Here is a 13,307-nt window from a genome sequence, read left to right as displayed (position 1 = left end):
AGGCTCTAAGCGCCTAAGCTCGTGCGAGCTAGAGAAACCAGGCGACAGCGGCTGAGGCGGCGGAATTTACCGAGGGTAAGGGAGCATGCCTAAGCTGCTTTAAACGCAGTTTTCCGACGCGTAGCCGAGCATTAGCGGCGTGTGGCAGCCATCTGGTAGGCAGTTTCCAGGGCGACCTGCAGGCTGCCGGTATCGATCCTGCCGGTGCCGGCCAGGTCCAGCGCCGTGCCATGGTCGACCGAGGTGCGGATGATCGGCAGGCCCAGGGTGACGTTGACCGCCGCGCCGAAGCCCTTGTACTTAAGCACCGGCAGGCCCTGGTCGTGGTACATGGCCAGCACCGCGTCGCAGTGCTCGAGGTGCTTGGGGGTGAACAGGGTGTCGGCCGGCAACGGGCCGATCAGGTTCATGCCCTCGGCGCGCAGGCGCTCGAGGGTCGGCTCGATCACCTCGATCTCCTCGCGGCCCAGGTGGCCGCCCTCACCGGCATGTGGGTTGAGGCCGCAGACCAGGATGCGTGGCTTGGCGATGCCGAACTTCTCCACCAGATCGGCGTGCAGGATGCGCGTAACCCGTGCCAGGCGCTCGGCGGTGATGGCGGCGGCGACGTCCTTGAGCGGCAGGTGGGTGGTCACCAGGGCCACGCGCAGGCCGCGGGTGGCGAGCATCATCACCACCTGCTCGGTGGCGGTCAGTTCGGCGAGGAACTCGGTATGCCCGGAGAAGGGAATGCCGGCCTCGTTGATCACGCCCTTGTGCACTGGCGCCGTGATCATCCCGGCAAAGCTGCCATCGATGCAGCCTTGGCCGGCGCGGGTCAATGTCTCCAGCACATAGGCAGCGTTGTTCTTCTCCAGCTTGCCGGGACTGACCGCAGCGGCCAGCGGCGTATCCCAGACGTACAAGCTGCCGGCCGGTGCGGGTGTGCCTGGCCAGCGGCCCGGCGCTACTTCATGCAGCTCGATACTCAGGCCAAGTTGCTTGGCGCGCGCCTCCAGCAGGTCGCGGCTGGCGATGGCCACCCAGGCCTCGGGCTGGGCTTCGCGAGCCAGCAGCAGGCACAGGTCTGGGCCGATGCCGGATGGCTCGCCGGGGGTCAGGGCAAACAGGCGGGGTACGCTCATGGTCAATCTCGGAGGTCGTAAGGCTGTGGTTATTCTACGCCCAAGAAAAAGCCCGGCGGTGCCGGGCTTTTCGTGATGCTGCGTGCCGTCAGAGCTTGATCTCGACGTAGGCTTCGTCGCGGATCTGACGCAGCCAGGCCTGCAGCTCTTCGTCGTACTTGCGATTGCGCAGGACGGTCATCGCCTGCTGCTCGCGGTACTGCGCGCTGCTGTCGGTGGCGCGGCGGCCCATTACTTCCAGAACATGCCAGCCGTAGGGGCTGCGGAACGGCTCGGACAGCTTGCCGCTCGGGGTCTTGGCCATCACGTCGCGGAATTCGGGCACCAGGCTGTTGGGGTCGATCCAGTTCAGATCGCCACCGTTGAGAGCCGAGCTCGGATCTTCGGAGAAGCTCTTGGCCAGGGTGGCGAAGTCCTCACCGGCAACGATGCGCTCATACAGGCGCTGTACCAGGCGGCGAGTCTCTTCCTCGCTGCGCACTTCGTTCGGCTTGATCAGGATGTGGCGCACATGCACTTCGTCGCGCACCAGGGTGTCGCCGCCACGCTTCTCCAGCAGCTTGACGATCATGAAGCCGCCCGGGGTGCGAACGGGTTCGGTGATGTCGCCGACGGACAGCGCGCGAATCATCTCGACGAACGCCGGCGGCAGCTGAGCGCCCTTGCGCCAGCCGATCTCGCCGCCTTCCAGGGCGTTCTCGCTGGCGGAGCTGGACATCGCGGTCTGGGCGAAGTCGGCGCCGCCACGCAGGCTGTCATAGACCTGCGAGGTCTTCTGCGCCGCGGCACGAATCTCGTCCGGGGAGGCCGCTTCCGGCACCGGGATCAGGATGTTGGCCAGGCGGTACTCTTCCGACAGCTGCATCTGGCCCATTTCGGAGGCCAGGAAGTTCTGCACCTCCTGATCGGTCACCTGGATGCGCTCGGCTACGCGGCGCTGGCGCACGCGGCTGATGATCATCTCGCGACGAATCTGCTCGCGGGCATCTTCATAGGAAAGGCCATCACGGGCCAGGGCGGCGCGGAACTGATCCAGGCTCAGGCTGTTGCGCTCGGCAATGCTGCCCATGGCCTGGTTCAGTTCTTCATCGGTGATGCGGATGCCCGAGCGATCGCCGATCTGCAGTTGCAGGTTCTCGACGATCAGGCGCTCCAGTACCTGTTGCTGCAGCACGTCCTGCGGCGGCAGCTGACCGCCGCGCTTGCCGATGGTCTGTTCGACCTCGTGCAGGCGCTGGTCCAGCTGGCTGTACATGATCACGTCGTTGTCGACGATGGCGACGACACGGTCGAGGGACTGGAACTGCGCCTGGGCGCCGGATGCGAGGAGTACTGCGCCCAGCAGGAGCGGGCGCAGGCAATCAGAAAGCTTGTTCTTCACGTTCACGGTAACCTTGAATGCCTTGCTCGAGGAAGCCCTCGGTCTTTCCACCCAGCACATTGCCGAGGCCTTTGAGGACGATCTGCAGGAAGATGCCGCGATCCGGCTCTTCGTTCTCGCTCGGGTTGAGGCTGCTCTCGTCGTAGTCAACCCAGTAACGGTTGATCAGACGCAGCTTCCAGCAGCAGCTGTCGTATTCGAAACCGCCGAAGGCCTCGAGAGTGCGGTTGCGAGCGTAGTCGCGCTGCCAGCGGGCGATCACGTTCCATTGCGGGACCATCGGCCAGATGACCGAGAAGTCGTGCTGCTGGACCTTGTAATAATCCTTGATGTAATTGGCATTGCCCGGGGTGCCGAAATCGCTGCCATAGGTCCAGCTGCCGGTGGTGCGGTCGTAGCGCATGGTGTCATTGCGATAGCGGTAGCCGGCGTTGATCACCTTGTTCGGATTGTCCTCCGGCTGATAGTGGAACATCAGGCTGCCGGAGCGGGTGCGATGGGTATCGCCATCCCAGTTGAGGTCCGATGTGACGCGCCAGTCGCGATTGAAGCGATACATGTACTCCATGGCATAGGGCGAGGAGCTGGAGGTGTAATCGCTTCGCTGGTTCAGGGTGCCGGTTCGGTCTGGCATGGTGACTTTTCTATCTTCGAAATAGAAAGCCTGGCCAATGCTGAAGCGCTGGCGCTCGAAGCCGTTGTTCTCGATCCAGCGGTTGGTTACGCCGAGGGACAGCTTGTTCTCGTCACCGATGCGGTCGCGGCCGCTGAAGCGGTTGTCACGCCAGAGGGCAGCGTAGTTGAAGGCATACTCACCGGTATCGAATACCGGGATATCGTCTTGATCCTCTTCCGGCACATAGAGGTAGAAGGCACGTGGCTCCAGGGTCTGCCTGTAGTCATTGCCAAACCACTGCGTATTCCGGTCGAAGTACAGGCCGCTGTCCACGCTGAAGATCGGGACGCTGCGGTCTGGGCTGTCCTGGAAGGACTCTCCGCGACTGGCAAGGTATGCCTTGCCTATGGAGTCCAGCGATAGGTCGTATTGGGTATAGGCATACTTGATGCTGGGCTTGATGAAGCCCCAACTGGCTTCCATCGGCAGGCTGATGCCAGGTTGCAGATGGATACGCTCACCGTTGGCGCGGTCCAGCCCGCGGACGTTGTTGTCGTACCACGGCTCGACATTGCCATCTTCGTCGGTGAAGTTGCCGCTGCGCAGGTCACGGTCGAAGCGTACGTACTCGGTGCCATAGAACACATTCAGGCCGCCGGGCTGGAACGGCAGGGTGCCGTCCAGAGTCAGCTGCGGCAGGCGCTCGTATGGGGTTATGTCGATGACGCTGGTGGCCTCATAAGCATGGGCGTTGAGGCGCGCGGTGAAGCTGTCGCCACGCCAGGTCAGAGTGCCGCGCTGATTGAGGAAATCGGGGGCCTGCAGGCCTTCCAGATCGCTGTCGAGATCCTGGAAGTAGTAGGGGTCGCTGATATCGGTGTAGTCGACCTCGGCCAGCAGGCGCTCGTCCAGGCCGCCTTTGTGCTGCCAGTTGTACATCCAGCGCTGGTCTTCGTACTCGGACTGCTGCTCGCGCTCGTCTTCCTTGTCGTCCAGCCATGCGCCACCGACCTGGCCCTCGCTGCCCTTGGTCAGGTAGCGGAACTCGCCTTCCATCAGCAGGCCGCGCTTGGCCATATAGGTCGGGTAGAGGGTGGCGTCGTAGTTGGGCGCCAGGTTGAAGTAGTACGGCGTCGACAGCGAGAAGCCGGTGTCGCTGGAGGTGCTGATGCCCGGGGCGAGGAAGCCGGACTGGCGGCGGTCGTCGATCGGGAAATAGATGTAGGGGGTGTAGAAGACCGGAATGTCTTTCACCCGCAGGGTCACGTTGGTCGCGGTACCGAAGCCGGTGGCTGGATCCAGCTTGACGTTGTTGCCCTTCAGCTGCCAGGCATTGCTACCGGGTTCGCAGCGGGTGTAGGTGCCGTCCTTGAGGCGAACGACGGCGCTTTCTTCACGCTTGGCATACAGCGCGCTACCGCGGGCATGACCCTTGTGGATCACGTACTCGGCGTTCTCGACCTTGGCTTCGCCGTTGTCCAGCTGGATCTCGGCGCGATCGCCGACGACCAGCATGCCGTTGTCACGAATGCGCACGTTGCCTTTCAGTTCACCGACGTTGTCGGCCTGGTGCAGGCTGGCCTCGTCGGCCTCGATCTGCATGCTCGACTGGCGCAGGACCACGTCACCTGCCAGGGTGGCAGTCTCTTTCTCCTGCTCGTAGCGCGAGGCCTTGGCGGAGACGAACATCGGCGCCTCGTCCAGCGGGGTGTTGTCGCTCATGCCCGGTCGGGTCGGCTCGATGTAGGAGCCTTCGCAATAAGGACCGACCTCGGCCAGCTGCGCGGCAGTCAACTTCTCGCGCGGAACCCAGTCCAAGTGACTGTAGTCGGCGCTGCGGCTGCTCAGGCCACGGCCTGCGCTCTCGGTAACCAGCACGGGCTTGGGCTCGCCATCGCTCGATTGGGCGGCGCCGCCTTCGGCAACGGCACTGACGGCCGACGCCGTATGCTGTGGGCGCGGCAGCGCGGCAGCGGCATTGGTTTTCGGCGCGCAGGCCCAGCCGCCAGAAGCGGAGGCGGAGCAGTCGTACTGCTCGGCAGCAAGGGCGAAAGGCGAGGCCAGGGGTTGCAGAGCCAGCAGGCCGCCGGTCACCAGCAACGGGAATTTCTTACGGAACAGCGGGAGGTTTACTGCCATCTTGTTTTTCCGGGCTTCCTGCGCGCCTTCGACCCGCGGGGGCCGCACGCCTCTCGATGGGCTGAAAAAGATGCTGGATAATAAAGCATGACCCGCGCAACGGCTAGCGCCGTCGGAGACCCCTGTAATGCCTGATCAAGATGTACGTCTGCAGCTCCTGCAGAGCTGGTTGCAAGACTGTTTGCCCGCCCTTTTCCAGCGTGAGGGCTGGGGTGAGGTGCCTGCCGCGAGCCTGGCTCCGGCCAGCAGCGACGCCAGTTTTCGTCGCTATTTCCGCTGGCAGGCCGCCGGCCGCAGCCTGATCCTGATGGACGCCCCGCCGCCCCAGGAAGACTGCCGGCCCTTCGTCAAGGTCGCCGCCATGCTGGCCGATGCCGGTGTGCATGTGCCGCGCATCCTGGCCCAGGACCTGGAGCGGGGTTTCCTGGTATTGGACGATCTGGGCAGCCAGACCTGGCTGGAAGTGCTGGACGCGAACAACGCCGATGCCCTGTTCGAGCAGGCCCTGCAGGCCCTGGTGGCCTTCCAGCAACTGCCGGTCGACGGCCAGCTGCCTGCTTACGACGATGCGCTGCTGCGCCGTGAGCTGCAGCTGTTCCCCGACTGGTATCTGCAGCGTCACCTGGGTGTCGAGATGGACGAGGGGCAACAGGCCCAATGGCAGCAGGTCTGCGATCTGCTGGTGGACAGCGCGCTGGCGCAGCCGCGGGTCTTCGTGCATCGAGACTACATGCCGCGGAACCTGATGCTGAGCGAGCCCAACCCCGGCATCCTCGATTTCCAGGATGCGGTGCACGGCCCGATTAGCTACGACGTGACCAGCCTGTTCAAGGATGCCTTCCTCAGTTGGCCGGAGGAGCGCGTGCGCGGCTGGCTGCAGCGCTACTGGCAGCTGGCGATCGCTGCGAACCTGGCAGTGCCGGCCGAATTCGCCGAGTTCCACCGCGGCAGTGACCTGATGGGCGTGCAGCGTCACCTCAAGGTGATCGGCATCTTCGCGCGCATCTGCCACCGCGACGGCAAGCCCAAGTACCTCGCCGACGTGCCGCGCTTCTTCACCTATATAGAAGCTGTGCTGGCGCGCCGGCCGGAACTGGCCGTGCTCGGCGAGCTGCTGGCCAGCCTGCCGCAGCGCGAGGCGCAGCCGGCATGAAGGCGATGATCCTCGCGGCGGGCAAGGGTGAGCGCCTGCGTCCGCTGACCCTGCACACACCCAAGCCGCTGGTGCGTGCGGCCGGTACGCCGCTGATTGAGTTCCACGTGCGCGCCCTGGCTGCGGCCGGCTTCACCGAGCTGGTGATCAACCACGCCTGGCTCGGCCAGCAGATCGAGGACTACCTGGGAGACGGCAGCCGCTTCGGCCTGCGCATCGCCTACTCGGCCGAGGGCGAGCCCCTGGAGACCGGCGGCGGCATCTACAAGGCGCTGCCACTGCTGGGCGCCGAGCCGTTCCTGGTGGTCAACGGCGATATCTGGACCGACTACGACTTCGCCGCCCTGCGCGCTCCGCGCCAGGGCCTGGCGCATCTGGTGCTGGTGGACAATCCCGGGCATAACCAGCAGGGCGACTTCCGCCTGCACGATGGCCAGGTGACGGACGCCGTGCCCGGCGAGCCGTCGTTCACCTACAGCGGCATGGCCGTGCTGCACCCGCAACTGTTCGCCGGCTGCCAGTCGGGAGCGTTCAAGCTGGCGCCGCTGCTGCGCGCGGCCATGCTCGAAGGGCAGGTCAGCGGCGAGCATTTCGACGGGCGCTGGATCGATGTCGGCACGCATGAGCGTCTGGCCGATGTCGAACGCCTGCTGCTGGCGGAGGCCTGAGATGCTCTGGCCAGCGACGCTGATCGGCGCCACCGTCGGCCTGGCGCTGGCCAGCATTCCCGGCGCGCTGCTCGGCGGTCTGCTAGGCCAGGTGCTGGATCGTCGCCTGCGGGTGCAGTCGCTCGATCACCTGCGCGAGCTGCTCGGACGTAAGCCGCCGTCGCTGGACGACGAGGACCTGCTGTTCATGCTGGTCGGACGCCTGGCCAAGAGCGAAGGCCGGGTGCTCGACAGCCATATCCAGGTGGCGCGCAACGAGATGCAGCGCCTGGGGCTGGACGAGGCGGCACGGCGCCGCGCGATGCAGGCCTTCAACCGCGGCAAGCTGGTCGAGGACCAGGAGCTGCGGGCGCCGCTGCGCGCGCTGCACCATCGTCCGGAACGCAGCGAGGCCTTGCTGCGCACCTGCTGGCGCATGGCCTGGGCCGATGGCAAGGTCAGTGACGGGGAAGCGCAGCTGATCCGCCAGTGGGGTATCTGGCTGGGTTGGCGGCGCGAGGCACTGGATGCTCTGGCCCGCGAGTACGAGCCGACGCGCCGGGTGCCGGAGGTGAAGTCCAGCGACTATCAGGCCGCATTGCGTCTGCTCGGCGTGCAGGCGGACAGTGACCCGGTGGCGATCAAGCGCGCCTACCGTCGCCTGCTCAGTCGTCACCATCCGGACAAACTGGCCGGCAGCGGTGCTACCCCGGCCCAGTTGCGCAGCGCCACCGACAAGACCCGTGAACTGCAGGTCGCCTACGACCTGGTGCGCCAGCGCCGCGGCTTCCGTTAGCGAAATCTACCGGTGTTGCCGGGGCGCCTATAAATAGCCTGCGCCTGCCTACTGCTTGTCCAGCCAGCCGCGCACACGGCGGAACAGCTGCTCCTGCTCGGCCTCCAGATTGCCCGGCAGGGCCTTCAGGGCGATCTGCGTGTAGCCGTCGTGGCCCAGGCGCTTGCTGGCCTGCTTGCGGCGCACCGCATTGCCGCGGTCGGCGGTCAGGTCCTTGTAGAAGAAGTCGCCAGTGGCCAGCTTGAGGCCCGGGATCAGTTCCTCCAGTGGCGGTGTCTGCCCGGCCGGCAGCTGCGGGGCTACCGCCACCAGCTGCTTGATGTCGGGCTTGCGCTCCTTGAGGTAGAGCGCGGCCCAGTAGGCTCCGTCGCCATGGCCGAGCAGCACGATGTTCTTGGCGTCCTGCTGTTCGGCGAAGGCGATGCCGGCCTGGATGTGGGCGAAGATGCGCACAGAAGGATCCACTGGAACCGGCGCCGATGCCGGCGCGGGTTCCGCAGTGTCGGCCGCGGGCGGCGTCTCGCCCGGTGCTCCGGTGGTCGCGCCGGCGCTGGCCGGGTCTGCCGGCGGTGCCTTGGCCGTGTCCACGCTTACCGGCTCCGGCGCGCGTGGCAGCACGGCCTCCGGCAGCGGCGCGGCCTTGCTGTCCGGCAGGCTGAGGCTCAGGGTGCTCCATTCGACATCGGGCAGCTTGAGGCGCAGCGGCTTGATCGCCTGGGGCCAGTCGGCGCTCTCGTCGGCGCCGGGTACCAGGATCACCAGGCCCTTGGCCTCGGGCACGTTCGCCGGCTTCCACAGGGCGAGGAACTTCTCGTCGCCGGCCTGCAGCATCTGCTGTTCGTCCTTGGGCAACTGGCGCTCGAGGCCCTCGGCGCTGTCCTGGCTGCGCTCCTCCAGTGGTTGGCGCGGCGCCTGGTCGGCGGGAGCGGCTTCGCCACTGGCGGCCTTGTCGGCGGCGGGGGCCTCCTCCTCGGCCTGGGCGAGCGGGGCGAGGGTCAGGCACAGGGCCAGGAGTGTCGACAGGACTGGACGGCGCATCTCAGCACTTCATATGGGTGGCGGTTTCTGCAGCCTAAGCGCTTCGCCACGGTTTGTCAGGTAAGGTAAGGACAGTGTTGATGCTCGGGAGCTGGGGTGTGCGCAGGCTCGTACTGTTGCTTTCGTTGTGGCTGCTGGGGCCGTTGTCGGCCTGGGCGGCCGGGCTGGATGCGGCCCAGCGCGCCTGGCTGGCCGAGCACCCGCGGCTGCGCGTGGGCGTGGTGCTGCAGGCGCCCTACGCGGAGTTCCAGCATCGCCAGCAACGTCTCGGTGGCCTCAATGTCGAGCTGACCGAGGCGCTGGCCAAGACCCTCGGCGTCGAGTTGAGCTGGCTCGGCGTTGCCGACCAGGCCGAACTGGAGCAGGCCCTGCGCGCCGGCCGCGTCGACTTCGCTCCCGGCCTGACCCAGACTCCCGCCGGCCTGCGCCTGTGGCAGTTCTCCGACCCCTACCTGCGCATCCCGCACCTGCTGGTCGGTGAGCGCCTCGGCGAGGTCGGCGTCGAGCTGGAGAACCTCGGCCCGCGCGAGCCCATCGCCGTGCGCGAGCCCAGTGCGGTGCTCGACTACCTGCGCGGCAACTATTTCAACCTGCACCTGCGCCCCCAGGCCACCGACCGCGATGCCCTGCGCGCGGTGCTGGAGCAGCGGGCGCGCTACGCCGCGGTGGATCAGGCACAGCTCAGTCGTCTCGCCCAGGAGCGCGAGTTCGCCGCCCTTGCCGTGGTCGCCGATGTCGGCCTGCCGCAGCTGCTACGTTTCGGCAGCCGGCGCGACTGGCCGGAGCTGGCCGGCATCCTCGACGCCGGCCTGCGCGAGCTGCCGGCCGAGCGCATGGAACAGTTGCAGCAACGCTGGCTGACGGCGAAGAAGCCGAGCCTGGGCGAGTCGCCGCAGTTCTGGCGCAACCTGAGCATCCTGCTCGGCCTGCTGCTGCTGATCAGCCTGCTGTTGCTGGTGCTGGTACGCCGCCAGCGCGGGCGTCTGGAAAAGCGTCTGCTGGCCGTGCGGCACACGCTGAGCCAGCGCGAGGTGGCCGAAGAGGCGCTGCGCCTGGCGCAGTTCTCCCTCGACCACAGCACGGTGGGCATCCTCTGGGTCAATTGGGACAGCCGCGTGCGCTACGCCAACCAGGCGGTGGCCGAGATGCTCGGCTACGCCGCGCCGGCGATGGTCGACCAGCCGCTGCAGCAGTTCGAGCCGAACCTGGGCATGGATCGCTGGCTCAACCTGTGGAAGCGCGTGCGCCAGCAGGAAGAGGGCGCGCTGAACTTCGAGAGCAACTGCCGGCGCGCCGATGGCAGCTGGATGCCGGCCGACGTGACCCTGGGCTTCCTGCGCTTTCGCGAGGCCGAGTATCTGGTGGTCTATCTCACCGACGTCACCGAACGCCGCCGCGCCCGTGCCGCATTGGAGGAGAGCGAGGCGCGCCTCAAGGGCATCGCCGGCAACGTGCCCGGCCTGGTGTTCCGCCTGGAGCGGCCGGTGGCCGGGGCGCCGGTGGACTTCGCCTTTATCAGCGAGGGTAGCGAGCAACTGGTCGGCTACCCGCCGGCGACCATCATGGCGGTGGACTTCGGCATCCGCAGCCTGGTCCACCCGCAGGATCGCGCTGCCTACCACGCGACTCAGGATGCGGCCATCGAGGCGGCCAGTGACTGGCAGTGGCAGGGCCGCATCCTCACCCGCGACGGCCGCGTGCGCTGGGCCGATATCAAGGCCAGTGCCCGTCAGCTGAGTGCCGAGCACGTGGTGTGGGACGGCGTGGTGTGGGACATCAGCGACAACAAGACCATCGAGCTGGAGCTGGCCGAGTCGCGCGCCCAGCTGCGCGAGCTGTCCGCGCACCTGGAGAGCGTGCGCGAGGAGGAGAAGGCGCGCATCGCACGCGAGGTGCACGACGAGCTAGGCCAGGTGCTCACCGTGCTCAAGCTGGAGACCTCCATGTGCGAGCTGGCCTTCGCCGGCCTCGACCCCGGCCTACAGACGCGCCTGGACAGCATGAAGAAGCTGATCGCCAACCTGTTCCAGCTGGTGCGTGACGTGGCCACCGCGCTGCGCCCGCCGATCCTCGACGCCGGCATCGCCTCGGCCATCGAGTGGCAGGCGCGGCGCTTCGAGGCGCGCAGCGGCATCGCCTGCCTGGTGCAGGTGCCCGAGCAGCTGCCGGCACTCTCAGATGCCAAGGCCATCGGCCTGTTCCGCGTGTTGCAGGAGGCGCTGACCAACGTGCTGCGGCATGCCCAGGCGCATAGCGTGGAAATCACCCTGGAGGTGCAGGGCCGCGAGCTGTACCTGGGCGTGAGTGACGATGGTCGGGGTTTCGAGGTGGCCGCCCAGCGCGCACAATCCTTCGGCCTGGTCGGCATGCGCGAGCGCGTGCTGATGCTCGGCGGCCGTCTGCACCTCGACAGCCGGCCGGGGGAGGGCACTAGCCTGAGCGTGCACGTGGCACTGGATGAAGAGGTCGTAGCGTGATTCGAGTACTGGTGGCCGAAGACCACACCATCGTCCGCGAGGGCATAAAACAACTGATCGGCCTGGCCAAGGACCTCACGGTGGTTGGCGAGGCCTGCAACGGCGAGCAGTTGCTGGAGACCCTGCGCAATACGCCCTGCGAGGTGGTGCTGCTGGATATCTCCATGCCCGGGGTGAACGGCCTGGAGGCGATTCCGCGCATCCGCGCCCTGGACGAGCCGCCGGCGGTGCTGGTGCTGTCCATGCATGACGAGGCGCAGATGGCTGCCCGCGCGCTGAAGATCGGCGCCGCCGGCTACGCCACCAAGGACAGCGACCCGGCGCTGCTGCTCACCGCCATCCGCAAGGTTGCCGCCGGTGGCCGTTACATCGACCCGGAGCTGGCCGATCGCATGGTCTTCGAGGTCGGCCTGACCGACTCGCGGCCGCCGCATGCGCTGCTGTCCGAACGCGAGTTCTCGGTATTCGAGCGCCTGGTACGCGGCGAGGGGGTCAACGAGATCGCCCTGCAGCTGTCGGTCAGCAGCAAGACCATCAGCACCCACAAGGCGCGCCTGATGCAGAAGCTCAACCTGCACTCGGTGGCCGACCTGGTGAAGTACGCCGTTGAGCACAAGCTGCTCTGACCGCTGCTCCCTCTCCCGGGTGAGGGCTCCCTCGGTAACTCGCCTCTTGTAGGGCGATCCCTACAGCGGGTCCTCCGCAAGCCTTATAGCAATCTCTCATACCGCCCGATTTGCACCGGCTGCATGGCTTTCTAGTCTTACCACACGGCAACAAGAACAAAGGTGTGGTGATGGCCGAGAATGCTTCCAGCGACGTGCTCGTCAGTTTCAAGGGCGTGCAGAAGAGCTACGACGGCGAAAGCCTGATCGTCAAAGACCTCAATCTGGACATCCGCAAGGGCGAGTTCCTCACCCTGCTCGGCCCGTCCGGCTCCGGCAAGACCACCAGCCTGATGATGCTGGCCGGTTTCGAGACGCCCACCGCCGGCGAGATCCTCCTGGCCGGGCGCGCCATCAACAACGTGCCGCCGCACAAGCGCGACATCGGCATGGTGTTCCAGAACTACGCGCTGTTCCCGCACATGACGGTGGCCGAGAACCTGGCCTTCCCGCTCACCGTGCGCGGCATGAACAAGACCGACATCACCGAGCGGGTCAAGCGCGCGCTGTCCATGGTGCAGCTCGACAACTTCCGCAACCGCTACCCGGCGCAGCTCTCTGGCGGCCAGCAGCAGCGCGTGGCCCTGGCCCGTGCGCTGGTGTTCGAGCCACAGCTGGTGCTGATGGACGAGCCGCTCGGCGCGCTCGATAAGCAGCTACGCGAGCACATGCAGATGGAGATCAAGCACATCCACCAGCGCCTGGGCGTGACCGTGGTCTACGTGACCCACGACCAGGGCGAGGCGCTGACCATGTCCGACCGCGTGGCGGTGTTCCACCAGGGCGAGATCCAGCAGATCGCTCCACCGCGTGATCTCTACGAGGCGCCGCGCAACACCTTCGTCGCCCACTTCATCGGCGAGAACAATCGCCTGGCCGGCGAGCTGGTCAGCCAGGACGGCGAGCGCTGCACCGTGCGTACCGCGCGTGGCGAGCAGGTGCAGGCGCTGGCGGTGAAGGTCGGTGCGCCGGGCGAGCCGGTGAGCCTGTCGATCCGCCCCGAGCGCGTGCGCATCAACGCCGCCAGCGAGAGCTGCGCCAACCGCTTCAGCGGCCGCGTGGCCGAGTTCATCTACCTGGGCGACCACGTGCGCATTCGCATGGAGGTCTGCGGCAACCCCAACTTCTTCGTCAAGCAGCCGATCGCCGAGCTCGACCCCGCCCTAGGCGTGGGCGACGTGGTGCCGCTCGGCTGGCATGTGGAGCACGTACGGGCGCTCGATCCGCTGATCGTGGAATAGGCGCTACCAAGGCAAGACCAACTAGCAGCG

Annotated in this window: 10 protein-coding genes; 6 read left to right on the top strand and 4 right to left on the bottom strand. The window is 66.6% G+C overall.

The genetic code is table 11. From position 1 onward, the window contains the following. Positions 1 to 131: 131 nt before the first annotated feature. The 3 genes from pdxA to PTT45_RS04860 form a co-directional block, all read right to left on the bottom strand. On the bottom strand, positions 132 to 1,124 hold the full coding sequence (gene pdxA / locus PTT45_RS04870) for a 4-hydroxythreonine-4-phosphate dehydrogenase PdxA (RefSeq protein ID WP_273811811.1): 993 nt from the start codon (positions 1,122 to 1,124) through the stop codon (positions 132 to 134). Positions 1,125 to 1,212: 88 nt separating this feature from the next. Further along, positions 1,213 to 2,511 carry a peptidylprolyl isomerase gene (locus PTT45_RS04865; RefSeq protein ID WP_273811810.1) on the bottom strand — a complete coding sequence of 433 codons (1,299 nt, stop codon included), beginning with the start codon at positions 2,509 to 2,511 and terminating at the stop codon, positions 1,213 to 1,215. Then, complete coding sequence (locus tag PTT45_RS04860; protein WP_273811809.1) at positions 2,486 to 5,260, bottom strand: LPS-assembly protein LptD; 2,775 nt, start codon at positions 5,258 to 5,260, stop codon at positions 2,486 to 2,488. Before PTT45_RS04860 ends, PTT45_RS04865 begins: the two co-directional genes overlap by 26 nt. Positions 5,261 to 5,387: 127 nt before the next feature. On the opposite strand from PTT45_RS04860, the gene PTT45_RS04855 reads away from it, so the two are divergent. The 3 genes from PTT45_RS04855 to PTT45_RS04845 are packed head-to-tail and all read left to right on the top strand — an operon-like array spanning position 5,388 to position 7,856. Next, positions 5,388 to 6,413: an aminoglycoside phosphotransferase family protein gene (locus PTT45_RS04855; protein WP_273811808.1), complete on the top strand. Its 1,026-nt coding sequence runs from the start codon at positions 5,388 to 5,390 to the stop codon at positions 6,411 to 6,413. Beyond that, the gene (gene murU / locus PTT45_RS04850; protein ID WP_273811807.1) at positions 6,410 to 7,081 is read left to right on the top strand and encodes an N-acetylmuramate alpha-1-phosphate uridylyltransferase MurU; all 672 of its coding nucleotides are present in this window, start codon (positions 6,410 to 6,412) and stop codon (positions 7,079 to 7,081) included. The genes PTT45_RS04855 and murU overlap by 4 nt, the downstream gene beginning before the upstream one ends. A 1-nt stretch (position 7,082) precedes the next feature. Further along, on the top strand, positions 7,083 to 7,856 hold the full coding sequence (locus tag PTT45_RS04845; protein WP_273811806.1) for a TerB family tellurite resistance protein: 774 nt from the start codon (positions 7,083 to 7,085) through the stop codon (positions 7,854 to 7,856). A gap of 48 nt (positions 7,857 to 7,904) precedes the next feature. Here the strand turns inward: PTT45_RS04845 and PTT45_RS04840 are convergent, their stop codons facing one another. After that, positions 7,905 to 8,894, bottom strand: coding sequence for an alpha/beta hydrolase family protein (locus PTT45_RS04840; protein ID WP_273811805.1), 990 nt, complete (start codon positions 8,892 to 8,894; stop codon positions 7,905 to 7,907). A gap of 98 nt (positions 8,895 to 8,992) precedes the next feature. Here PTT45_RS04840 and PTT45_RS04835 point away from each other — a divergent pair, with 98 nt between their 5' ends. The 3 genes from PTT45_RS04835 to PTT45_RS04825 all read left to right on the top strand — a co-directional run bounded on the left by PTT45_RS04835 (position 8,993) and on the right by PTT45_RS04825 (position 13,277). Next, positions 8,993 to 11,371, top strand: a complete 2,379-nt coding sequence (locus PTT45_RS04835) for a PAS domain-containing sensor histidine kinase (RefSeq protein WP_273811804.1) — start codon at positions 8,993 to 8,995, stop codon at positions 11,369 to 11,371. Further along, positions 11,368 to 11,997 (top strand): response regulator, encoded by a 630-nt coding sequence (locus PTT45_RS04830; RefSeq protein ID WP_273811803.1) that lies wholly within the window; start codon positions 11,368 to 11,370, stop codon positions 11,995 to 11,997. The genes PTT45_RS04835 and PTT45_RS04830 overlap by 4 nt, the downstream gene beginning before the upstream one ends. Positions 11,998 to 12,167: 170 nt before the next feature. Further along, positions 12,168 to 13,277: an ABC transporter ATP-binding protein gene (locus PTT45_RS04825; protein WP_273811802.1), complete on the top strand. Its 1,110-nt coding sequence runs from the start codon at positions 12,168 to 12,170 to the stop codon at positions 13,275 to 13,277. The last annotated feature ends 30 nt before the right edge of the window (positions 13,278 to 13,307 follow it).

Origin of the sequence: Pseudomonas sp. Gutcm_11s (assembly GCF_028649395.1) — a bacterium.
In the GTDB taxonomy this organism is placed as follows: Bacteria; Pseudomonadota; Gammaproteobacteria; order Pseudomonadales; family Pseudomonadaceae; genus Aquipseudomonas.
Note: the sequence above shows the minus strand (reverse complement) of the source record. Positions and strands in the feature narration are given on the sequence as shown.